At 63.5% G+C, this 23,241-nt stretch carries 20 protein-coding genes and 1 pseudogene; 9 read left to right on the top strand and 12 right to left on the bottom strand.

Features of this window, described 5'->3' with window-relative positions; genetic code table 11:
- Positions 1-86: 86 nt before the first annotated feature.
- Positions 87-1,145, top strand: coding sequence for a dihydrodipicolinate synthase (locus AC0KS4_RS07175; RefSeq protein WP_238957672.1), 1,059 nt, complete (start codon positions 87-89; stop codon positions 1,143-1,145).
- Here the strand turns inward: AC0KS4_RS07175 and AC0KS4_RS07170 are convergent.
- Complete coding sequence (locus tag AC0KS4_RS07170; RefSeq protein ID WP_225327017.1) at positions 1,137-2,279, bottom strand: ABC transporter substrate-binding protein; 1,143 nt, start codon at positions 2,277-2,279, stop codon at positions 1,137-1,139. The two genes, AC0KS4_RS07175 and AC0KS4_RS07170, sit on opposite strands and share 9 nt — an antisense overlap.
- A 121-nt stretch (positions 2,280-2,400) precedes the next feature.
- On the opposite strand from AC0KS4_RS07170, the gene AC0KS4_RS07165 reads away from it, so the two are divergent.
- From AC0KS4_RS07165 to AC0KS4_RS07150, 4 genes are all read left to right on the top strand, one after another.
- Complete coding sequence (locus AC0KS4_RS07165) at positions 2,401-3,033, top strand: TetR/AcrR family transcriptional regulator (RefSeq protein WP_225327018.1); 633 nt, start codon at positions 2,401-2,403, stop codon at positions 3,031-3,033.
- Positions 3,034-3,150: 117 nt separating this feature from the next.
- A complete protein-coding gene (locus AC0KS4_RS07160; RefSeq protein WP_225327019.1) occupies positions 3,151-3,318 on the top strand; it encodes a hypothetical protein in 168 nt (55 codons plus the stop codon).
- Between the two features lie 2 nt (positions 3,319-3,320).
- The gene (locus AC0KS4_RS07155) at positions 3,321-4,115 is read left to right on the top strand and encodes an SDR family oxidoreductase (protein ID WP_225327020.1); all 795 of its coding nucleotides are present in this window, start codon (positions 3,321-3,323) and stop codon (positions 4,113-4,115) included.
- A 94-nt stretch (positions 4,116-4,209) separates the two neighbouring features.
- Positions 4,210-5,373: an NDMA-dependent alcohol dehydrogenase gene (locus tag AC0KS4_RS07150; RefSeq protein WP_225327021.1), complete on the top strand. Its 1,164-nt coding sequence runs from the start codon at positions 4,210-4,212 to the stop codon at positions 5,371-5,373.
- A 10-nt stretch (positions 5,374-5,383) separates the two neighbouring features.
- Here AC0KS4_RS07150 and AC0KS4_RS07145 read toward each other — a convergent pair whose 3' ends face one another.
- The 7 genes and pseudogenes from AC0KS4_RS07145 to AC0KS4_RS07115 all read right to left on the bottom strand — a co-directional run bounded on the left by AC0KS4_RS07145 (position 5,384) and on the right by AC0KS4_RS07115 (position 14,375).
- Positions 5,384-7,003, bottom strand: coding sequence for a thiolase C-terminal domain-containing protein (locus AC0KS4_RS07145; RefSeq protein WP_238957670.1), 1,620 nt, complete (start codon positions 7,001-7,003; stop codon positions 5,384-5,386).
- A 183-nt stretch (positions 7,004-7,186) separates the two neighbouring features.
- On the bottom strand, positions 7,187-7,321 hold the full coding sequence (locus AC0KS4_RS07140; protein WP_275254661.1) for a hypothetical protein: 135 nt from the start codon (positions 7,319-7,321) through the stop codon (positions 7,187-7,189).
- A pseudogene (locus AC0KS4_RS07135) lies at positions 7,318-8,481 on the bottom strand (GMC family oxidoreductase); the annotation flags it as partial. The pseudogene AC0KS4_RS07135 and the gene AC0KS4_RS07140, both read right to left, overlap by 4 nt.
- A gap of 131 nt (positions 8,482-8,612) precedes the next feature.
- On the bottom strand, positions 8,613-9,089 hold the full coding sequence (locus tag AC0KS4_RS07130) for a hypothetical protein (RefSeq protein ID WP_238957669.1): 477 nt from the start codon (positions 9,087-9,089) through the stop codon (positions 8,613-8,615).
- An 853-nt stretch (positions 9,090-9,942) separates the two neighbouring features.
- Positions 9,943-10,839 (bottom strand): cyclopropane mycolic acid synthase family methyltransferase, encoded by an 897-nt coding sequence (locus AC0KS4_RS07125; RefSeq protein ID WP_225327024.1) that lies wholly within the window; start codon positions 10,837-10,839, stop codon positions 9,943-9,945.
- 87 nt (positions 10,840-10,926) lie between these two features.
- Positions 10,927-11,790 (bottom strand): cyclopropane mycolic acid synthase MmaA2, encoded by an 864-nt coding sequence (mmaA2, locus tag AC0KS4_RS07120; protein WP_225327025.1) that lies wholly within the window; start codon positions 11,788-11,790, stop codon positions 10,927-10,929.
- 1,598 nt (positions 11,791-13,388) lie between these two features.
- Positions 13,389-14,375 (bottom strand): DUF732 domain-containing protein, encoded by a 987-nt coding sequence (locus AC0KS4_RS07115; RefSeq protein ID WP_238957667.1) that lies wholly within the window; start codon positions 14,373-14,375, stop codon positions 13,389-13,391.
- A 668-nt stretch (positions 14,376-15,043) separates the two neighbouring features.
- Here AC0KS4_RS07115 and lpqS point away from each other — a divergent pair.
- Positions 15,044-15,463 carry a putative copper homeostasis (lipo)protein LpqS gene (lpqS, locus tag AC0KS4_RS07110; RefSeq protein WP_472408506.1) on the top strand — a complete coding sequence of 140 codons (420 nt, stop codon included), beginning with the start codon at positions 15,044-15,046 and terminating at the stop codon, positions 15,461-15,463.
- Positions 15,464-16,442: 979 nt separating this feature from the next.
- A complete protein-coding gene (locus tag AC0KS4_RS07105) occupies positions 16,443-16,889 on the top strand; it encodes a DUF4189 domain-containing protein (protein WP_238957665.1) in 447 nt (148 codons plus the stop codon).
- Between the two features lie 191 nt (positions 16,890-17,080).
- Here the strand turns inward: AC0KS4_RS07105 and AC0KS4_RS07100 are convergent, their stop codons facing one another.
- Together AC0KS4_RS07100 and AC0KS4_RS07095 are read right to left on the bottom strand one after the other, a co-directional pair.
- The gene (locus AC0KS4_RS07100) at positions 17,081-18,040 is read right to left on the bottom strand and encodes a M56 family metallopeptidase (protein WP_225327028.1); all 960 of its coding nucleotides are present in this window, start codon (positions 18,038-18,040) and stop codon (positions 17,081-17,083) included.
- On the bottom strand, positions 18,037-18,264 hold the full coding sequence (locus AC0KS4_RS07095) for a hypothetical protein (RefSeq protein WP_238957663.1): 228 nt from the start codon (positions 18,262-18,264) through the stop codon (positions 18,037-18,039). Before AC0KS4_RS07095 ends, AC0KS4_RS07100 begins: the two co-directional genes overlap by 4 nt.
- A gap of 433 nt (positions 18,265-18,697) precedes the next feature.
- Between AC0KS4_RS07095 and AC0KS4_RS07090 the strand changes: the two genes are divergently transcribed.
- Together AC0KS4_RS07090 and AC0KS4_RS07085 are read left to right on the top strand one after the other, a co-directional pair.
- The gene (locus AC0KS4_RS07090) at positions 18,698-19,138 is read left to right on the top strand and encodes a transposase (RefSeq protein ID WP_225327029.1); all 441 of its coding nucleotides are present in this window, start codon (positions 18,698-18,700) and stop codon (positions 19,136-19,138) included.
- A 279-nt stretch (positions 19,139-19,417) separates the two neighbouring features.
- Complete coding sequence (locus AC0KS4_RS07085) at positions 19,418-20,053, top strand: DUF5134 domain-containing protein (RefSeq protein ID WP_238957661.1); 636 nt, start codon at positions 19,418-19,420, stop codon at positions 20,051-20,053.
- A 236-nt stretch (positions 20,054-20,289) separates the two neighbouring features.
- On the opposite strand, the gene AC0KS4_RS07080 is transcribed toward AC0KS4_RS07085, so the two are convergent.
- Together AC0KS4_RS07080 and AC0KS4_RS07075 are read right to left on the bottom strand one after the other, a co-directional pair.
- Positions 20,290-22,635 carry a copper-translocating P-type ATPase gene (locus tag AC0KS4_RS07080; protein WP_238958019.1) on the bottom strand — a complete coding sequence of 782 codons (2,346 nt, stop codon included), beginning with the start codon at positions 22,633-22,635 and terminating at the stop codon, positions 20,290-20,292.
- Positions 22,636-22,694: 59 nt separating this feature from the next.
- Positions 22,695-22,985 (bottom strand): DUF1490 family protein, encoded by a 291-nt coding sequence (locus AC0KS4_RS07075; RefSeq protein ID WP_225327031.1) that lies wholly within the window; start codon positions 22,983-22,985, stop codon positions 22,695-22,697.
- Positions 22,986-23,241: the final 256 nt, after the last annotated feature.

The raw sequence follows: 23,241 nt of genomic DNA, 5'->3' as shown, positions 1-23,241 counted from the left end.
AAACCTACATGATGTAGGTTGAACCAACCAGAACCTCAGAGAAATCCGAAAGCGCAACCTGGAGCGGTCGATTGGTTATCCGAGTCGTGCAATGGGCCACCGGCGCCGTCGGTCGGGCCGCACTGCAAGAGCTTATTGAGAATCCACGTTATCAGCTGGCGGGCGTGCTGGTGTACGACCAGGCGAAGGCCGGGCTCGACGCGGGTGCGCTCTGCGGGCTCCCACCGACGACGGGCGTGTTCGCCACGGCGGACAAGGACGAGATCATCGCGCTGGGCGCCGATGTCGTCGTGCACGCGGCCAGCAAGGCCCATGCCGTCGAGACGAACGCGCAGGACATCTGCCGCCTACTCGTGGCGGGCAACACCGTCATCACCACGACGTCGTACAACCACTTACCCACCTACGGCGTGGAGACCGAGGCGGCGTTCGCAAGGGCCTGCCAACAGGGCGGGTCACGCTTCCACGCCGCCGGCGAGAACCCCGGTTTTATGTTCGAGCGACTCGTCGCGACAGTGACGGGGCTGAGTAAGACAATCGACCGCATCGACCTCTACGAAGCCACCGACGTCTCAGCCGTCAACAGTCGGCCGATGCTCGTCGACCTGATGGGTATGGGCAGACCGCCGGAAGATGTCAGCATTGACTCCCCAATCATCAAGAAGCTCGACATGGCCTACCGCCAGGCCCTCAACGCGACGGCCGATGTCCTCGGGATCACCCTCTCGCACATCGATGTGGCGGTCGACGCCACCACACTGCCCCACGATATCGATGTCCCGGCCGGCAGGATGAGGGCGGGAACGGTTGTCGGGCAGCGTTTCTCGTGGGTTGGCCACTGGTCAGGCCGCCCTCTGCTGGCCATTCACGAGGAGTGGGTGCTCACCCGCGACCTGCCCCAGTGGGGTATGGCTCCGTTGGCGCCCGGTGAGAAGGCGCCGCTGATCCGCGCGGTCATCAAAGGTGAGCCGAGCTTCGAACTCCAGCTCGACGTGGCGTTCGATGGTGTGACGCCGACGGGCCAGCACGCCATGCCCGGTCATCTGATGATCGCGATGGGCGCGGTTCGCGCCATTCCGTACGTGCTTGCCCGACCGCCCGGCATCGTGACCGCACCGGTGTTCGGGGCGATCCAACTAGCGTGACGTAACAGCGACGGCGCGGGCGATGTGGTCGCTGGGCGCCGCGTGGAAAACGTGCGCGGTGCCGTCGGGCAGCACGCGCCGGGCCACGAGATAGTCGGAACCCATCCAGCCCTGTCGAATGAACCGGCCGAACCGCAAAAACGTGCCCGGTGCGCCGCTGGCCGACGGGACGAGTTTCACCTGCTCCATCCCGTTCTTCGCCCCCTCGCCGGTCAGCGGGCGCGCTGCGGCGAGGCCCCGCACGATCACGGTCGCCGCATCATGCGACAGGCCCGGCATCGAGTGTCCGGGCCGCCGACCGTATCGGGCCTCGAAGCGATCGAGGAAGGCCTGCCCGACAGTGTTGCGCTCATCGTAGCTGTCCAGCCCGATCCAGCCGGATAGATGCCGCATCCACTCAGTGCTGATGTGTGCCATTTCGAACGCCGTCGTCGTGTACCGCGGTGGATCCCAGCCGGCGGTCCGGAGCGCATCCGTGAAGCCCCACAGGCCGTGCCCGAACCCGACATGCACCAGCGCGTCGGGTTCCGACGCGCGCAACGCGGTGACCGCCTCGGATTTGTCGGCCTCGACCTGGGGAATCGCCACGGTCGCAACGACCTTCAAACCCGCGGCATCGTAGGCTCTTTGAGCGAAGGCGAGGTACTCCTTGCCGATCAGCGAGGCCTCATACGCGATGGCGATGCGCGATCGACCATCGCCGATCATCACCGCGGCCAGCATCACCGGCTCCTCCGGCATCGAACCGTTGTTCAGAGCGAAGCACCAGTCGCCGAGCGCTCCCTCCGACCCGGACAATGTCAGGATCGGAACCCGCGCGGTGGCCTCGACATGGGAACGCAGCGGCACGACGTTGTCCGATACCCACGGCCCGAAAATGACCAGACAACCCTCCGCCACGAGTTCGTCGAAGGCCCGTTCAACCGCAAGGTAAGTGCCGTTGGGCAGGCCCACCACGTTGCGCGCGACGAGTTCGATCGGCCGGTCGAGCAATCCGGAGTCATAGGCTTCGTCCATCACCAGCCGCAGCGCGGCGAAGGTGTCGTTGTCCATGTCGCCGGAGGTCGGATAGTCATTGAGCAAGCCGACTTTCAGGGGAGCGACCGAACCGTATGCGCGAACCTCGCCTGCCATAGCCGGCAACATACAGCATGGAGGTTGGGCCTAGGGTCCGAACCGTGCTGCGGTGTCGCGCGCTGACGCCGCCACTACCTAGCGCTCAACATTCAAGCTGAATGTTGCTACGATCGTCGGCATGGCGCAGCGCGGTGGGGCGGACGACGATCGACGCGCGCGTGGCGAGCAGACCCGTCGCGAGTTGATCGAGGCGGGCCGGGAACTGTTCGTGGAACACGGGTTCTTCAACACGAGCATCGGTGACCTGGTGGCCAAGTCGGGCGTCGGCACGCGCGGGGCCTTCTACCACCACTTCAAGGACAAGGCCGAGCTGTTTCGCGCCGTCTTCGAAGATGTCGAGAACGACCTCACACTTCGGTCCATCGCCGCTCCCCCGCCCGGCACGGACCCATGGGAGCGGCTCACGAGCGGTCTGCACGGATTTCTCGAAGCGGCCACCGAGCCCGCCGTCCAGAGGGTGATACTCGTCGACGGGCCGGTGGTGCTGGGCTGGCAAACTCTTCGGGAAATCCAGGAGGGCAACAGCATCGCCCTCATCAACGAGGTGGTCCGTGAAGCGATCGCGGCGGGCGTCATCGACGACCAACCGGTCGGGGAACTGACCCACATGCTGGTGGCAGCCCTCGAGGAAGCCGCACTTCTCGTGGCGCATGCCGCAAATCCCACCAGGGCTCGGCGTCGGGCCGCCAAGATCCTCGATCGACTCCTGCTCTCCTTCGCCGCCGAGCCCCGAAAAACATTGCGGCGGTGATCATCCTGTTCATGCCCTGGCCTGACGCCGCCGCTGTGGAAATGTACATTTTCGTAATTGAATATAGTTCCTCTACAACCTGATAACCTCGCTCGTAACCTGTGCGCAAGGAGACCCATGCTGCCCGAACACATGATCTTGGTGAGCGTCGACGACCATCTGGTGGAGCCGCCGAACCTGTTCGAGGGCAGGGTCGCGAACGAGTACGCCGATGTTTCGCCTGGCGTGATCCTCCTGCCAATGGGCGCGACGCTCGGCTCCGTCAGCGCCAAACTCGATGTCTGACAATGTCTGACAAGGGGCAGCTTCCGCTTCGGGTCGCCGTCGTCGGTGCCTCCGCCGGTCTGGGTCGATGCATCGGCACCGGGCTCGCCCACCGGGGCGCCCACGTCGCGCTGCTGGCGCGCCGCTACGACCGGCTGGTCGACGCCGCCAGGGACGCCGGCAACGGTGCGGTCGCCGTCGCCTGCGACGTCACCGTGACTGACAGTTGCCGGCAGGCGATGTCCGAGGTGGTCGGCGCGCTCGGCGGCCTCGACGCCCTGGTGTACACGACCGGCATGGGTGTGCTGGCACCACTGCGCGAGGTGACCGCCGAACAATGGGCGCAGTTGTTCGCCACCAATGTCACCGGCGCCTCGCTCGTCACCGCCGCCGCTGCCCCATATTTGGCGGCGGCTGCGGGCTCGGCCGTGTACCTGTCGTCGCTGAGTGCGTCCTACACGACCCCGTGGCCGCTGCTCGGGTCCTACGCGGTTACCAAGGGGGCGTTGGACAAGCTCGTCGAGGCCTGGCGCATCGAACATCCGGAGATCGGCTTCACCCGCCTCGCCGTGGGCGACAGCCTCGGCGGCGCCGGCGACGCACAGACCGAGTTCAACAAAAGCTGGGACCCCGACGCTCTCGAAGCGGCCATCAAGTTCTGGATGGAAAACAAGTACATGCTGGGCGGTCTCGTCGACGCCGATCATCTGACCGAGGTCGTCCATTCCGTCATCCGTTGCGGCAATAGCAGTTTCATCCCCTCCCTGACATTGGCTCCGCGCGCCTCCGAAGCAGTGAAGGAACTCCGGCAATGGTGAACCACGAATCGCGGATGCTCATCGACGGCAAGCTCTCCGAGTCTGAGCCAAAGACTGTCGGCCGGCCGGCTACCCTCCTAATGAAAGAGACGCGATGAAGTCCAAAGCAGCAGTCCTGCGCGGTGTCGGGGTCGACTGGGAAGTCACCGAAGTCGAACTTGATCCGCCGCACGCGGGCGAAGTGCTGGTCAAGATGGCCTATGCCGGGATTTGTCACTCCGACGAACACTTCTATACCGGCGACAGTGTGCCGACCGCGGAGATGGCAGAAATGATGCGGGCGTCCGGCCTTCCGGTGCCCGAATGGTTTCCCATGCTCGGCGGACACGAGGGCTCCGGTGTCGTCGAAGCGGTCGGAGCCGGGGTAAAGACACTGAAACCCGGTGACCACGTGGCCATCTCGTTCTTGCCCGCCTGCGGCAACTGCCGATGGTGTGCCAGCGGCTACACCTACCTGTGCGACGTGGGCGCCGACATCTACAGCAAGGCGATGACCACCGACGGCACCCGGCGGCGCCACCTCGGCGACGAAGACCTCATGGCGATGATGCAGGTCGGCACCTTCTCCGAATACGTGGTGGCGTCGGAGCGCTCACTGGTCAAAGTCCACGACTGGATCCCGTTGGAGGCAGCCTCACTGGTGTCCTGCGGTGTGACAACGGGATTCGGGTCGGGGTCGGTCGCGGCGGGCACCCAAGCCGGCGACACCGTCGTCGTGGTCGGCGTCGGGGGAATCGGCATGAACGCCGTGCAGGGCGCGAAAGTCGCCGGCGCCAAGCACATCGTCGCCGTCGACCCCAACGAGTTCAAACGTGAGGTGGCGCCGACGTTCGGCGCCACCCACGTCGCTGCCGACATCGGCGCCGCGCTGGAACTGGTCAAGGAAATCACCTGGGGCGTGATGGCCGACCGGGTCGTTCTCACGCCCGGGGTCGTGCCCGCCGACATGATATTGACGGCGATGATGTTGTTGCGCAAGGGCGGGACCTGTGTGTTGACCGGGATGCCGAAGATCACCGACCTGATGGTGCCGATCGTCCTCACTGACATGGTCAGTTCGTGCAAGACGTTCAAAGGCGTGCTCTACGGCGAGCTGAACCCGCGCGAGGCCATGCCGAAACTCCTGGCGATGTACGAGGCGGGTTTGATCAAGCTCGACGAGTTGGTCACGCAGAAGTACAAGCTCGACGATATCAACGAGGCCATGAAAGATCTCCGCGCCGGCAAGAACATTCGCGGCGTCATCGCCTTCGAATAGTGTTGCGACGTCACGTCGCGCGTTGCAACAGCATCACCCCAGACGGAACTCCCCCACCGGTGCTGACGACGGCGGTGCGTGCGTTCTCAACCTGACGGCTCCCGGCATGATGGCGCAATTGCAGCACCGCCTCGTAGACGAAACCGAATCCGTGTAGCCGTCCCTCGGACAACTGGCCGCCGTGGGTGTTGAGCGGCAGTTCGCCATCCAGCGCGATGCGTCTGCCGCCGTCCAACCAGCCCTGGGTCTCGCCGAAGCCGCAGAAGCCCAGGGCCTCGAGCCACGACACGCAGTTGAAGGTGAATCCGTCATAGAGCAGCGCAAGATCGACGTCCCTCGGTCGCAGGTCGGTGCGACTCCACAAATGGGCGGCCTGGCCAATGACCTGGGGCTCGTGGGTCAAGGTGCCTTGGTCCCACGATATACGTTCGGCCACTTGCGTTCCGACGGCCTCACAGCGTATGGCCGGACGCGGCAAGTCGTCGGCGGCCGAGGCGTCAGAGACCACGACCGCGATCGAACCGTCGCAGGGAACGTCGCAGTCGTACAGGCCGAATGGGGACGTGATGGGCCGCGCGGCGAGGTAGTCGTCCATCGTCATCGGGTCCCGGTAGATGGCCGACGGATTGAGCGCGGCATTGCGCCGCGCGTTCACGGCGATCATGCCGAAGAGTTCTCGATCGGCACCGTAACGGTGCAGATACTGGTTGGCATTCACGCCGATCCAATTGGCCGCCGAGGCCGCGCCAAACGGCAACGACCATTGCTGTGGCCCCGATACCCGTCCGCCGCCCCCGTGCAGCCGAAGCGCGGCGAACGTCGATTCCCACACCGTCCGGAAGCAAAGGACGTGTCTACAAAGGCCCGCAGCCACCGCCATCATCGCGGCTATGATCGCGCCGCCCTGACCGGGTAGATCCATGCCGCCGTTGATCCATGTCGGACGTATACGCAGAGCCTCCTCGACGGCGGCGATCCCGCCTTCGCTCATGCCCATGCCCACGGGTCCCGGGTACGTCGAAAGACCGTCAATATCAGACAGTTCCAAACCGGCATCGGTAACCGCGGCCAAACATGCATCCACCGTGAGCGACAACGGATCGACCATCAGTCGGCGGCCGATCGCAGACCGTCCGATGCCCGATATCACGGATCGATGCTCAAACCGCTCTCTGGCTACAGGCTGACGCGGGACGGGAGTGGTGGGCGGTCCCAGTAGGTCCCGCTCATCGGTGGCGCCGGTTGGTTCGAACAGCGGAACCCACACGTCGTCAATGTTTTCGAATCGCACGGAGACGCACTGGCCGACGTGCACCTCCTCGGGTGAGCAGCCGACGATATTCGTTGTCAGGCGCACTTCGGCGCACTCGTCGAGTGCGACCACCGCGACGACGTAGGGCGGTTCGAATCCGGGGAGCCATGGGTGCTCATTGACCGTGTAGCCCACCACCGTCGCACGACCGGAAACCACGGCGGGTGCAGCCGATGTCGCCCGGCACGACGGACAAATCGGTACGGGTGGGTGCACGTACGTATGGCACTCGGTGCAGCGCTGGATGCGCAGATTGCCGTCCCGGCCGGATGCCCAGAACCACTGATTCCACGGCGTGAGCTGCGGCAGCGGTCTCATGTCCTGGCCTCGGACGCACGCCGGCCGCGAAAGCCGTCAACACTCGCGAGATGCGGCCGCGTTATGGGAAGCATCCATGCCGGGTAGCTTCGGATATGCCTATTCTCATAAACGCAATTGTCCATTGTCGGCAATAGTCTCACATCGGTCGGCCCAGCTACCCGCCGGTCAGATCGATGCGCATCAGTCCTGCGCTGGGTACAGCTGCTGGTATCGGCTCATCAGTTTGGGGATGTCGTCGTCCATGGTCAACGAATGATCAGCGACGGCGGTATCAGCACAGACACCTGGCAGGTGCTCGTCCAGCCTGAGCGTCATAACCCGTACTCGGCTTTGAGAAGGTCGCCGGCACACTCACCGATTACTACGCAGGGAGCCATGGTGTTGCCGGTGGTTATGCGCGGCATGATGGACCCGTGGGCGATCCGAAGGCCTTCCACCCCATAAACTTTGAGGCTTCCGTCCACCACCGACATAGTGTCTCGCCCCATTTTCGCCGTGCCGGATTGATGCCAGAAGGTTTCAGCCCCGTCGCGGATGAACCGCTCGAGTTGCTGGCCGGCGAGGTTGCCGGGCATAACCTCACGCTTGTTGAAGCGTTCCACCGGGGCCGAGTTGCCGATTTCGCGGCACAGCTCGACGGCGGCGAGGGCGGCCTTGAAGTCCTCGTCGTGCGCCAGCCTGTTGTCCTCGATCGCGACCGGGTGGGCCGGATTGGGACCGGTTAGGCGGACCCGGCCGCGGCTCTTCGGTCGGAGCACGCCAGCACACGCGGTCCAACCGTGCTCCGGTAGTCCATAGACGGCGGCGTTTTCCGCACTGGACAACGGCAACTCCGCGACGCATATCTGTAGGTCGGGCGCTTCCATGAGTGCATCACTCTTCCAGAGCACCATCGCTTCTCCCCCGTTGTTGCGCGGCTCAAGCGGCTGGCGATACTCCCATACGCAGTCGATACGCGGATGGTCTTGGTAGTTGTGTCCGACGCCCGGTAGATGCGACACGAGCGGTATGCCGAACTGGCGCAGCTCGTCAGCGTCGCCGATGCCCGACTGCATCAATACTTTTGGCGTGTTGATCGCGCCCAGCGAAACGACCACCTCGCTCGTCGCGGCAACGCTGTGATTCGTCCCGCGGCACGAAAACTCTACGGCGGTGACCCGGTTTGCCTCGGAAATCAGCCGCGTCACCGTCGCGCCGGTGAGAATGGTCAGATTTGACGGGCGGAGACGCGGGCGCACATAGCTGCGAAACATCGACTGCCGGAATCCATTGCGTACTCGGAGATCGATCAGAGATGCGCCGCCGCCAGCCACCATCATGGCGCTGTTGTTGCTTGGGTAGCTAGGGATTCCCACCGAGCGTGCGCCCTCAACGATCGCCGCGGCCAGCGGATTCGGGTCGCTAGCGGGTGCGACGAACACCGGGCCGCCGGCGCCGCGGTCGGGGCCGGCGGGTCCGTGAAAACGGTTGGATCGGTTCGAGTGACGCTGAGACATGGGCGGTCCAAGGCGGACGGATTTGTTGAGAATGACCGCTCCCGCTTGACTTGGGCTGTTGCCGCGGATCGAAGATGAAGCCAGTAGGCCGCTGTGTTGGCGTTTGCCGTCTATTGGGCGCGCTGTCCGCTTCTGCGCTTGCCGTGTAGGTGGCGGTAGGTGGAAATTCCTCGGGCTAGGCCACGTACCGCGTAAATGGCAGCCAGGGTTGACAGGATGACGAGCAAGACGAATGTGATCAACCAATTGCTTCGGGTGTGATCGATGTTCCACCAGACGACGGTGAACAACACGGTGCAGGCGAACACAACGATGTCACGCCAATTGCCGTGGTAGGACGTGACTGCATCCCTGATTTCACGGTTGCGGTCGAGTCCAGCGACCGGGTCATCGATGCGCATATCGATGGTTCGCTGTAGTTGCGTACGCCGTTCGGTGTCCTCGGCTGGCAGTAATGAGACTAGTTCCAGGTCGGCTTTGATGTTGCCGCGAAGGTCGGGTAGCCGGAGGCTTCCCGCTGCCATCCCGAGCAGGGCCCCACCGGCGATCGGGGCGCCGGATAGGGCCATTTCAGCGATTCCGGGCATGATGTCTCCTTCGTTGATCCATGCGAACGGGTCAATGTGCTGCGCTAGAGGATCTCACCCAAACGTATCGGCGCGGACGGTGAGGCGACGACCGGGACGATGCGTTGGCTTCATCGATTAATCGACTCCGTTGCGGTCCCCCAAGGGAGACGCTAACAATCAGCAATTGCCAGCGACGGATGTGATGGTTTTGCGCAGCAGAAGATGTTCCCGTTGGACATAGTGGGTCCATTGATGTTAAGCCGAAGGCATCATGCCGACCAGACCAGTCAATGGGTTCGGTAGTGCTGTTTCCAGGCGGAAAGCGTTGGGCCGCTTGGCCGCTGTCGGTGTTGACGCCTTGTCGGCTCCGACGCCGGCCTCGGGATGCGGCAACGGTGGCGGTGATACGTCTTCGACCGGCGCCGCGTGGGTGACGAATAATTCGGTCAAGGTCGCAACGGATGCAAAGAAGGAGTCGCTGCCGTTAGACAGCGCGACGATTTCGCCGATGCCCAGCGGGATCTGAGATCACTCGGTGCAGATATTGCATGAAAAAGCTGCACCGCAATCGTTGAGGTCATCGAGCTTTCGCGCAGCGCCGCTTCGACCTTGTAGTGAGCTACGTGCCGACCGGACGGAGAGAGAATTGCGGCCACACGTCATCGCCGCCACCGCGATGATCCACCTAGGGCATTATCTAGTCCCTCCGGCCGATCCGAGCCGACTCGCAGAACCGAAGTTGCCTTAGACTCAATGAGAACGGGCAACACGGTCTGTCCTTTTTGCAGGCAAGCGCGAGTGAGTAGATCCTGTCCCGCCTGAGACCGGTACGGTATGGTTGGCTTTCTGAAAAGATGGGACCGGTAGCGGGCTAAGCGGCCCGTTTTTCCATGGTGAACTGGCAGACGTCGGTGTAGCCATCCCGAAACAGCTCGCGGCAGCCGGTCAGATATTTCATGAACGTCTCGTACATCTGCTCGCCCTTGAGCTCGATCGCCTGGTCCTTGTGCGCTTCCAGACCCTTGGCCCACGTGTCCAAAGTCCGCACGTAGTTCGACCCGATCCGATGGAGGCGGCTGATATGGAAGCCGGCTTCGGCGGCGTATTTGTCGACAACCGAAATCATCGGCAACCGGCCGCCGGGGTAGATCTCTTTGCGGATGAAGCTGATGAACCGCATCAGCGACATCGTCCTCTTCAGCCCGAGCTGCTCGGCTTCTTCGGCGCTGGGCAACACGATGGTGTGCAGCAGCATGACGCCGTCGTCAGGCAGGACGCTGTAACACATCTTGAAGAAGTCGTCGTAGCGCTCGTAAGTGCCGATGCCGTCGGCGAAGTGCTCGAACGCGCCGACGGACACAATGCGGTCCACCGGCTCGTCGAACTCCTCCCAGCCGTGCAGCCGCACCTCTTTGTGGCGCGGGCTGTCCATTTCGTCGAACTTTTGCCGGCAGTGCGCCAACTGGTTTTCGCTCAATGTCAGCCCTATGACATTGACGTCGTATTTTTCGACTGCGCGCCGCATGGTCGAGCCCCAACCGCAACCGATGTCGAGCAGCGTCATCCCGGGCTGCAGGCCCAGCTTGCCCAGCGCCAGGTCGATTTTCGCGCGCTGCGCCTCTTCCAGCGTCATGTTGTCGCGCTCGAAGTACGCGCAGCTGTAGGTCATCGTCGGGTCTAGCCAAAGCCGAAAGAATTCGTTGGACCGGTCGTAGTGCGACTGGACGTGGTCGACATTCGGCTTGAGTTCACTGTTGCCGTGTGTCATAGCCGCTGACCATATACGCCACCTCGGCTACCTGCAATTTTGTTCTGCGGCGACGCCCCGAGACGAGCTACCCACACCTCCCGGAGGCTACTTTGCCAGGGTGAATTGGTTGACGTCGATGTAGCCGACCCGGAATCCGTTGGCGCAGCCGGTCAAGTAACGCATGTAGCGCTCGTAGACCTCCTCGGACTGGATCTCGATGGCCTTGGCCTTGTTGGCCTGCAGCGCCGCCGCCCACAAATCGAGCGTGCGGGCGTAGTGCGGCTGCAGCGACTGGCGCCGCGTCAGGGTGAAACCGGCATTAGCCGAGCGCTCCTCGACCATCTCGATCGATGGCAGCCGCCCGCCCGGGAAGATCTCGGTGACCATGAACTTGATGAAACGGGCCAGCTCGAACGTCAGCGGCATGCCGCGCTCCACGATCTGCGGCCCGGTCAAGGCGGTGATGGTGTGCAGCAGCATCACACCGTCGTCGGGCAGCACGTCGTGGGCCATCTTGAAGAAGTCGTCGTAGCGTTCGTGGCCGAAGTGCTCGAACGCGCCGATCGACACGATCCGGTCGACAGGCTCGTCCCACTCCTCCCAGCCGTGCAGCAGCACCCGGCGGCTGCGCTGGGTGTCCATCTCGTCGAACGTCTGCTGCACGTGGGCGAGCTGGTTTTTGGACAGGGTCAGGCCGACGACGTTCACGTCGTATTTCTCGATCGCCCGGCGCATGGTGGCACCCCAGCCGCAGCCGACGTCGAGCAGTGTCATACCCGGCTGCAGGCCCAGCTTGCCCAGCGCCAGGTCGATCTTGGCCAGCTGCGCCTCCTCCAGCGTCATGTCCTCACGCTCGAAGTAGGCGCAGCTGTAGGTCTGGGTCGGGTCCAGGAAGAGCCGGAAGAAGTCGTCGGACAGGTCGTAATGCGCCTGCACGTCTTCGAAATGAGGTCGCAGTTTTTGCGTCATGATCTGGCCTTTCTGAGATGTAGAGGCTTCGCAGCCGTTCAGAACGCTGTCCGAAACGAACGCTGTGCTACCCGATGCGTTTGTCGGATGCTAACCCGCTCTCGGTTATGAGGTCACAGCGGCAATTGGCGGCCCGGGGGCTCGTGAGGTCCAGCGCCCTACGTGTCGCGGCTCGATGAAGAAATCATGGCAACCCAGCCGTCCCCAACGATGACCACTTCCGTCACTGTGACATCGCAGCGGTCGATAATCACGCTTGCCACTGCCACCACATGGGGCTGCGAAAGCCTGGCGGCGCGGTAACGGACGATACGTCCAATGATGGCTTCACAACGCTACTCCTGCTGTGGTACAGCGTGTTTCACGCCCTCACACGGATATCGTCGTTATCAATCGATTCGGCAGGGGCGCGCGCCGACGAAGGTGAACGCCGGCCACGGCAAGGCGGGGCTTTACGCGCCTCCACCTGAGGATTTCGCCGGCGTTGGGTACGCCGCCGATCAGGACGGCTTCGTCGTTCACCAGGCGAAGACGCTTAGCGGCGATCAGAAGTATGGCCCTCCGACTCTTGTCGCCAATCCGGATCCATTGTGTCGGAATAAGGGAGCGACAATGGGCAGCACTTAAGAGTGCGAATCGCGATTAATGCTGTTGTGCAATATCTTTCGTCGGGAGGCGGACGCATCAGACTAACCGTTGGGGTCCGTTAGACCCAGCGGAGCAGTTAGACATCAGCGTCTCAGCTACGTGTCATACATGACATCTCAACCAAGAATGCGACTCCGAAGCTGAGGACCCGCAGCCGCCGCTGTCGGTTCTCAAATCCTGCGTCATATCGCGAGCCATCAAACTGCTGCGATGCAGGTTGTCTCACGTCGTGTCATCTGCGCTTCGTCTCATATTCGTGTCATTTCGTCAGGCGCTGCATCTGGGTCGCTTCAGCAAGCTCTGATCATCGATCGGCGCGGCCGGACAGCTTGAACACCATTGCGTCACGTGACAGCGACGAGAAGGTCGGCACTTCAGTGCAGAAGCCGACGGGGCGTCCCCCCGGACCGCACCACTTTTACTGAATCAGGTTGTCCGAGAACGGTTTCAAGGCCCCAAATCATGGATAATCCACATTATCCACGCAGTGGTTCCCGCATGACTATGCAGACCCGAATGCGTTAACCGCGCCGAGATCGAGTGACTGTGACCGGCCTTGCTTATCAAAGCTCGACATTGTGTCAGCTAGCGCGCAAAGCGGTCTTCGCCAAGAGATTGCCCATCCTGATAGCCAGTCATATTGGTCCTTCCGACGTCTTGTCAGAGTTGAGGAGATCCACATCAACAGCGTCCTGACTGTGAGATTGCGAATCCTAAGAGCTGCCAAGGCTCTATGCGCAAGGTCGAACGGAACCTGCTTTCACTCCGATCACCCATCCTTGCTCGCGGCTACGCGGCCGAACTTCACCCCAGCGAACGGTTTTGTGCCCGGTGGCGAAGCTGCCCCGCTCGTAGCGGGAGGATGGCCGCGCGGCTTGCCACGGACGATCCGATCGTCGTGAAGCGACCAGCGGAAGGCTTTGGTGGCGGCCGACGGCGCCATTGCTGTCTCATGGTGCGAGCCTGACAAAGCCCGGCGGCATATGGGGCGCCGGCGCCGACTGCACCGGACCGCCGCCGCCGTTGCCACCACCGCCGCCCCCGTCGATGCCTCCACCGCCGTTACCACCACCGCCACCGCCGGCAGTGCCTCCCGGCTGAGGAGCCGCAGCAGGAGGCTCCACCTGTTGCGGTGGTGGCGGCAGCTCTTGCGGTGGTGGCGGCGGTCGTTGTGGTGGCGGCGGTGCCGCGATTGGCCGGGGTGGTATCAGGTTGTGCGCCGTCGGCGGCGGTGGTGGCGGAATCTGCGGCGGGTTCGGTAAGTCGGAATCTCCCTCGGGAACCGCTCCGGTCAGCGAGGTGAGCATTGTGCCCGGCGCGCCACGGTCCGATCGGTCGTTCCCGGAGCGGCCCAACACGAAGGTGGCACCGTCGATCAAGTGTGGCAGCCGCACCACGCCGGTGCCCGTCGGTTCCTGCCGCGCCGCCGAAGTGTCGATCATGTAAAAGCGCGGCGGCTCGCGCGGATCGCTTGCTGAGTTGACCGTGTTGTGTGTGGACGCGGCGACCAGGTGCGTCGGTTGATTCGATCCTGGCGCGGGACTAGCCATAGCCGTGATGGAAGCTATCTTTTGTTGGTTGTACGGGCAGTAGGCTTCCACGGCCGCAGTGATGAATCGGGTGAGGGTACGCGTGAGCCGCTCGGGGGGATATTGGCGCTCGGGCGGGTCCACGTTGAACGCAGTGTTCCTCATCAAGTCCACTACGTCGTTCACCGGCATGCCGCCATCGAGTTTGCGACAAACCTTGTGGGCAGTGGCGATGAGGCTTGGCACGTTCCGGCGGGCGGGGATCTCTTTTTTAACGAGCAGCGCCAGAAACTGGTCGTCCTGGTCGGGGTCGGCCGCTACTGTGCCGGCGCCCACAATTGCGGTGCCGGCTAGCACCACAGTGGCGGTAACCAGGGCGCCGGCGTGGCTAGTGATGCCGGCGAACATGGCAGGGGTTCCATTCTTTTGGCCATCCCATCGCTCCCCTTGGCGAGGTCTTGGCCCCTCCCGGTGGAGCGGACATATACTGTCTACTATAGTACTTAGTAGGTCAGCAAATTGGCAAGTGTGGCGTGGTCGCTAATGCGGGAGCCCAACGTCGACATTTGTGATCCGCTGACCGTCATCGAGGTGGCGGCGTCTGGGCCGGTGGCGCTCCTGGGCCCAGCCAGCGCAATGGATCGGTGGTCGCGATCATCGCCCGCGGCGCCACGTATGGACCGCTTACGACTGTGATCGGTCAGTGCGACGCACGCGGGGGTATGGGCCCTTCGTTGAGAACGCCGGATGTTGGCTGGTGGGTCAACATCCGGCCCCAAGTCCAGATGCTAAGCGGCTAACGCCGGCCTTCCGATGCTGGTCACACCGACCATGCTGCATTCCCTCTCGGCTCGTTGACTCATCCGAACTGCTCGAAATCGACTACCTCATACCCCTTGAGGGTATAAGGGATATGGTCTATCGTCGGATCGTGGGGTGTTTCCCGCTCGTCTGCGACGCTCGCATCGATTTGGGTAAGTCGGTCGGTGAGGTGTTGGTCGCGGCTCAAGAGCTGCGTGTTGTTTAGCGGCCGTGCAGACCATTGCACGCAACAGTGAAGTCGGAGTCTCGCCACGGTGAGCCCCGCGGGCGCTGGAACATCACCGCGGCGACGCTTGATCGTTGGCACGGGGATCGCCGCGGCGGTGGTGTGGGCGCTCGCTTTTGGCCTGTGTGGATTGCACCAGGCTGAGTCATATGGGGCTCATGCGCCGGACTCGGTGTTGGCGTCGACGGGTCAACGGTTAGTTGTCCACGGTGAGGACGCCTCGCTTGGCGACGGTGCACCACACGGTTGTCCGCAGCAGGTGGCGACGGCGGTACCGGTGCGCTCAGCGACCGAGTTGGCCGTGCTGGGTGTAGCCGTGGCGGTGGTCGCCGTCACGGGATGGATGGCGCCGCTTATTTTTTCGGCCGGGCGGGGCCCGCCTGTCACACCGGGCATTGCGCTTACCGGTCAAGATCTGTTGACGCGGTTCTGCTTGTCTCGTCGCTAACTGGTCAGCGTCAGGTCGTTGTGTCCTGCCACGACGGCCGGTGATCGCTGATCCTTTGTCAACGGCTGCTGCTCTGATTCGCGGCCCGGCACCGAAGCGACAATACCCATGACTGGCGTTGCATCCCTTGATCATCGTGTCCACCCGATCCACACACTAAACACCCGCAACCCGCGTAGCGGCGGCCCGCCGCCGGTGTCTCTTCACTGTCGGCGTCAGACTGGGCCAATCCCCGTGCTGTGCATCGCGGAACCGCCCGCCCGACCGGGACTTTTGGACCACCATGATGGTTTCAACTCCGGCGGCCGCATGAAAGACCGTCCCGCCACGCACATGGCGGAGCTGAGCCCGGTCCGCGGTGAGCTGCAACCCGGCGCCCGGATCGGCGAATCCACCAGCGGCAACCTGGGCCTAGGGCTGGCGCTAACGTCCCAAACATGGCTCATGGCACCACTATTCGCGACGTCGATTCTAGTAGCCGTCACCGGACGCTTGCGCGTCACCCGCTGGTTCGTCGCTCGCCGGAACTCAGGGCGTAGTCCGTTCATCGGCATGATGCTCGCGGCGGCATCGTTCGTACCGCTGCTCATGGTGCCCGACACTCAGTGCCTTTGCGCGCCCGCCGCGGTGGGCGCCCCTACTGTTATGAGGGGGCCTGCTCGCGATCGACTCGGTTGCGGTGTTCCCTCTCGAGATGGACACCATCGTCGGCGCCGGAATTCCCCCGGCAATCTCGCCACCAGATCGACATTCGGTGCCACACACCGTCTCGGGATCGGCGAACTCCCCTGGGCAGCATTAGCTCTCGTCGGCACTCTCGCTCCCCCGGTTCGACCCAAACACCAACCCCATCCATTTCGAGGCCGGGTCTTTCGCCGCACCGCTGCCAATCATTTGGCCTCCAGCGCAACCCGCCGCAGCGATCTCGTCTCGACCAATCCAACCCACAGGACTGCAGCCCAGAAAAAGGGGTGACGGAATGAAAGCCAAACTCCAACGCCGAACCGTGCTTTCCGTCGCGAGCCTGGCGGTAACCGCCGCGATGACCGTCATGCTGAATCCGCCCGCCGGCGCCGAGCCAGACAACAGTTCCACCACCGATCTGCCTCTCCGGCCTTTCGCTCTAGGCATTCGCTATGGCGCGATCGCCTATGCGCCGAACGGCGCAGTCGGCAAAGCATGGCGGTGGCGCACTCGATCACAAGCAGAGAACGCCGCAATGGATAAGTGCGGCGTCGCCAATTGCGAAGTGCTCAGTTGGTTCACCCGCTGCGGCGCTCTCGCTAACGACGGCTCGGCTTCCGCGGGCGGAGTCGGCCCTACGCGCAGCATGGCAGAAAACGACGCCATAACCAGGCTCGGCGGCGGGAGGGTCCTCACATGGGCGTGCAACCAAGTCAGCTGGTCCACAGATGGTGAGAACTGATCACGTTGCCGTACGAACGATTTAGCTCTGAGCGCGGGGGCTTGTCGGATCAATTTTCGTAATCGCGCCGCAGAGGCGGACCCTGTCGCCCGAGGGACGCGGCAGGCGGCGTTCCGACATGCGCGGTTGTCCCCGATCTGGTGTCGCAACTCGGTATTAGGTAGATAAGCGTGCTCGGCCGGCGTTCCCCTTTAGATGGCTATCGGGTAGCACCACATGGCGCCGGCTGCAGTGAGAACGGCGAAAATCAGCGGCCCCCCAGTGATGAGAAGGGTTGCGGCGGTAAGCAACAGCCGGCTGTTCCATCGATTTCGAGCGGCGGCCGGTGCGGCCAGACGTTCGGCGCGGGCCAGCACGTCCGTTCCGGTGGCCCCGAAGGCACCTTGCGGCGCCTGGGCATCCATGGACAACGCCAGCAGCGCGTCCAACAGCGTCAGCGAACCGCACCTGCGGGCCGCGGCGTCATCGGCGGCCATCTCCAGCAACAGAGCGATCTCTCGATCGGCCGTGCTGAACAGGGACACCCCGGGGATGGCAACCGCTAGGGCGTGCACGAAGGCCCGAACATGGTGGTGGCGCCCAGCCAGATGGGCTCGTTCGTGTGCCAGCACAGCCTGCAGATTGCGATCGGTGAGTGAGTCCAGCGCTGCGCTGGTCACGACGACGATGTCAGGGCGGCCGGCCACGCAGTACGCAGCCCGTTCGGCAGCGTCCACCACGACGGCATCCACTCCATCGATGCGCCGACCGATCACCCGAGCTCTTTCGGCGTGCCGGCGGCTCTGCGCGCATGCCCGCCACAGAGACCTGCCCGAGCGCCAACCCAGCGTGCTCAGTGTGCTGACCGCGGTCGCGGCCAGCACGAGCAAGGCCACCTGTAGCGCTACCGCGGCGCCGCCGTCGACCAGCCGCCGCAGCGACTCGAAACATGCGGTGGCGAGTCGACCTGGCTCATGCCAATAACGCACAAGGGACACGATGAGGAATGCAGTCGCGGCCAGCCACGAAGCGACAACGCTGACCATCACCATTAACCACGCAGCCACCCCTAGCCGCGGGGCGGTACCCGCATGGGTCAAGCGAGGCAACACCCACGGTGAGAGCGTCGCGACCGCGAAGCTGTACAGCAGCAGGCAGACTGCGACGCTCATCGTGCCGTTGGGCTCTCGTCGAAGCTCATCAGGCGCAGCGAATTGGCACCCACGCTGACCGCAGAAAATCCCATTGCCGCGCCCGTGAGGATCGGGTTGAGGAAGCAAGCCGCGGTCAAGTCGGGGCTTGCAGGTGAGTTCGTGGGTTCCGTCATCGCGTCAGCAATCGCGCACTTGCAAGCAGCACACGAGGTTTCGAGTACCGAACCGACCGTTGTGCTCACCGCCAGTACCTCCGATCCGTGGCACACCACCCAGTGTTATCCTTCCAGCGCACTGGAATGTCAAGGACGGTGGTATGAAGATTGGCGAGTTGGCCGAACTCGCCAACGCCAGCGCCAAGACCACTGCTCCTACGAGGGCTCGGGTTTCGTATCACCCGCGGCGCGAAGTGCGTCCAGGTATCGCGACTATGAGCGGTGGTGCTGAACTCATCGGAGGGGCGAACCGCACAGCTTCTCCAGAGCTCCTCGGCCACATCCGTCACGGCAGCGGCCGCGGATCGATCACCGCGAAATCGCGGGCTTGCACAAGGCTCGAACTCGGTATTGCCAGTCGCGCAGTGCTATATCTACTATCTGCGTACATAGATAGTACGCCCAAGGTGGTTGTTTGGGCCGGCGATGACAGGACTTGTGTTCCTTGAGGGATGGCGCAATGCGACGAACTCGGCGATCGTTTACTCCTGAGTACAGGTTTACGGCCGCGCATCGTGTCATCGATGGAAAAGAGCGTGTCGTCGACGTCGCCCGGGAGCTCAATCTGAATGACAGCGTGCTACACACATGGGTGCGCGATGAACGGTGGCGCATGTCTGCCGACAGTGCTGGCAGGTTGCTAGATGATCCCAGTGGCGGTGAACCGCTTTTACCCAAGGAGCGAGCGGAATTGGTGCGACTCCGCAAGCAGGTGGCTGAACAGGCAGAAACTATCGCCTTCCTAGCCAACGCCTCGGCGTATTGCGCGGCGCAACTTAACAGTCCCGAGTTTCGTGCGCACTTTCTTGCTTGGGAAGGATGGCGCGATGCCCAGCAAGCACGACGAGAGCCTCAGGGCCAAGGTGGGTTTGACGGTGACACATATGACCGATGGCTATGACCTGTATAGGCGACGGTGCGCGCGATCTTAGCCTGGAGCCCCCGCGTGGCGGTGAAACTATACGGCTCGGTAGCGCGGCTCGGAGTGCGTCGTCTAAAAGACTTGGACCGCGCGCCAATTGGCGACTGGCCGTGCGATCGCAATGCTCTACGCGGTGGCGCCACGTCGATAGTGGCGAGCCTGGCGCGTGCTCGTGCCACGCGCGTGACTGGCAAGCACGGACGACACAAATGACCACTGGCGTCCTCTCTGACGTCGACGGGAGCGGCTCGGTATCGCATGATTCATGACTTGGTACTTCGTTGGGTCGTCACCGGATTGTTCGTCCTGACCGCCGCAGAATGCGTGCTGGCGATCGTCGGCAAACGCCGACCGTGGACCTGGGTCGTCAGTCACGGGCTGCATTTCGTCATGGCACTGGCAATGGTGATGATGGCCTGGCCATCGGGCGCACAGCTGCCTTCGACCGGACCTACAGTGTTTTTCCTGCTCGCGGCCATGACGTTCGTGACGATGGCCTTCGTTGTGGCCCGAACAACCGCCTTGCGCGTTAGGTACGGATATCACACTCTGATGATGCTGGCGACGGGCTGGATGTACGCCATGATGAACGCTCGGTGGTATCCGGCCCGAACGAGCACCCAGCACAACGCTCCGCCAGCTATGTCGTCTATGCCGGGCATGGGCATGGCCGGCACGGCCATGCCGGCAGGCAGCGGATCGCCTGTATGGTTTAGCGCTGTGAACTGGTTCGCTGCCGTCGGTTTCGCGGTTGCGGCGCTTTTTTGGACCTACTGGTACTTCGTCAAACGTCAGCATGAGCCGTCCCTGTTCAGGTCACTGGGTAACCTAAGTCAGGCAGGGATGGCTATCGGCATGTCTATCCTGTTCTCCGCCACGCTATTTCGGATTTGAGCGTGCGAAAGCCGCTTCCGATAGTCCTTTCGCGCCTTCAGCATGGGCGAGGTCGACGTACGTCTCCACTTCCTTATCCGCTCAAGTGTGGAGTGCCATTCGGCCGTTCAGGGCTGCATCGTTCGCGAATCTCGCGTGCCCCAGAGTAAGCCGCCAAATGCCTTGCAGGCCAGCGGAACCGCGTCGAAATCGCATACGGCGTGGCGCAACCCTGATGCAAGGTATTTCGTGGCTCCTCATTTCAGAGCGACCACTGATTTGCGTACGCCCAGCTGGGCCTCGCGACCGAAGCGGCGGAGCCGCAGCGAGTTGGTTACCACGCTGACCGAGGAGAACCCCATCGCGGCACCCGCCACGACCGGGTTCAACATGCCGAGCGCGGCGAGTGGGATTGCGGCGGTGTTGTAGCCAAAGGCCCAGCCGAGGTTCTGATAGATGGTGCGCAGTGTCTGCCGGGAGAGCCCGATCGCAGACACGACACCGTCGAGCCGCTCAGACATCAGGGTGATGTCGGAGGCCTCGATGGCCACGTCGGTACCGGTGCCGATGGCAATGCCCAAGTCGGCCTGCACCAGCGCGGGGGCGTCATTGACGCCATCGCCGACCATCGCGACCACCTTGCCCTCGTCCTGCAGCCGGCGAACCTCGGTGACCTTGTCTTCCGGCAACACCTCGGCCAGCACCTGGTCAATGCCGACCTGCGCAGCGATCGCGGCCGCGGTGCGGGCGTTGTCTCCAGTGATCATCGCGACCCGTAGACCCATGGCATGCAGTTGACGGACCACATCGACGGCGTCTTCTTTGACCGTGTCGGCCACCGCTAGCACACCCACCACGTGTCCGTCGCGGCCGACGAACACCGCGGTGCGGCCCTGCGCTTCGAGGTCCGCGGCGGCGGTAGCCAAATGGTCGGGCAACTCCAGATCGTGCTCGTTGATGAGCGTGCGCCGCCCAACCACCACCGGCCTGCCGTCAATCTCGGCGCGTACCCCGTGCCCGGCGACGTTGGTGAACGCAGCGGCGGCCGGGATCTCCAATCCCCGCTCATGCGCTTCGGCGACGATCGCCGCACCGATCGGGTGTTCGGAGCCCGATTCGACTGCGGCGGCGATCCGCAGCACCAGATCGGGCTTGCGCCGCTTGCCGGCAACGACCTCGGTCACCCGCATCTGGGCGCGGGTGAGGGTGCCGGTCTTGTCGAACACCACCGTGTCGATCTTCTTCGAGGCTTCGAGCACCTCGCCACCCTTGACCAGGATTCCCAGGTCTGCGCCCCGGCCGGTGCCGACCATGATTGCCGTGGGGGTGGCCAGGCCCAGCGCACACGGGCACGCGATGATCAGCACCGCGACCGCCGCGGTCATGCCGCCGATCGGGTTGCCGGCAAGCAGCGTCCACCCCGCAAACGTCGCGACGGCAACAACAATGACGGCCGGAACGAACACGGACGAGACCCGGTCGGCCAGCCGCTGGACCGGGGCCTTGCCGCTCTGCGCCTGCTCGACAAGTCGCACAATCTGCGCCAGCGCAGTATCCGCCCCAACCGCCGTGGCGCGCACCGTCAGTAGCCCATCGGTGTTGACGGTCGCGCCGGCAACATGGTCGCCCACCGTTTTCTCGACCGGGACGGACTCGCCGGTCAGCATCGACTCATCGACGGCGGCGCGCCCGTCGATGACCTCGCCGTCGACCGGGATCTTCTCCCCCGGCCGCACGCGCACCAGGTCTCCGACGCGGACCTGATCGACTGGCACGCGGCGCTCCTCGCCGTCCACAAGCAGCGTGGCTTCCTTGGCGCCGATCTCCAGCAGCTTGCTGATCGCCTCGCGCGCCTTGCCTTGGGCTCTGGCCTCGAAATAGCGGCCCAGCACCACGAACGCGATGATCAGCGCCGAGGTGTCGAAGAACAGAGGCCCACCGGCAAACAACTGATAAGTGGAGTAGAGGAACGCGGTCAATGTGCCCAGCGAGATCAGAGTGTCCATGTTCGAGGTCAACTCCAGCGCCCGCTCGACCGCCCCCTGGAGGAACGGCCACCCGGCGACGAATTGCACCGGCACCGTCGCGGCGAACGCCAACCAGCCCGCCCAAGGGTAGGCGCCGAAGAACATTGTCGAAGCCATCGCTACCAGCCCCAGCGGGAAGGCCAACCACACCCGCCGCCACCACTTGCGCCGTTCGCGCCGACTCTGCTCGTCCGGCGACAACTCACTCCCGATGACCGGTCCGGACCCGCAGCCGCCGCAACTCTCGCCGTCCGTCGCACGATCTTGCACATCACGGCGCAAGCCGAACAGCGCCAATCCGATCCCGCTGGCAATTCTTCGCAGCACACCGGCCTTTGGAATATCAGCCGAGTGCGGGGCCCGCGCGGGCACCGATTCGGCGGGGATGTGCTCGGCTTCGGCGATCGCCGACAGCACGTCAGCGGCGTCGCAGGCTTGGGGCATGTACCAGACCACCACGGATGCGGTACGCGGATACGCTTGCACGGCCTGCACGCCGGTCACTTGGGAGACCATCTCCTCGATCGCAACGGCCCGAACCGCGTCCACACCAAACCCCGTGACGCGCACACGCATCCGCCCCGACGCATCGGATACAACTTTCAATGCGACGTCGCCGTCAAGGACCCCGGTGGTCATTTGTCGTCGCTCGAGTCCACCACTGTCAGTGGTCCAGCTTCCTCCCCGGCGCGCTCTTTGGCCTCAGCCAGCACGTCGGCGACCGTCAGTCGAGCCTGCTCGGCGCCCGCCCCGGCCTTGCGCTCGGCCTCGCGGACAACGCGTATGCCCCAAGCGGTAGCGATGACCGTCGCCTTCCGCAACGGAGCCTTCCCCGCCGCCTTGCGCAGTGCCTCATACGCGGCAACCCCGACTACGCCGGTCACCACCGTGGGTACCGCCTTCACCAAGAATCCGTGCAACACCATTCCGAGTGCTCCCTTTCATGTCATGCAAATTGTTGACCCGTCGGTGGGTTCAACTTCGGTGGTGTCCGCCGTGATGACCGGACTGAAGAGACCATCAAGCCACTACCGCGGGCGTCATAGGCCAATTACTGCCGTACAAGCCGGCAACAATCTCTGGGACCAAGGTGACTTCTGGACTCACCGAAACCAACCGTCAACCTTGAGCGCACCGCCGCAGCTCGCGATTGCCATGAATCCAGTGTTATCCTTCCAGTGC

The sequence above is a fragment of the Mycobacterium sp. NTMscope_MAC_12 genome (assembly GCF_976985675.1).
This window is presented reverse-complemented; position numbering and strand designations above follow the sequence as displayed.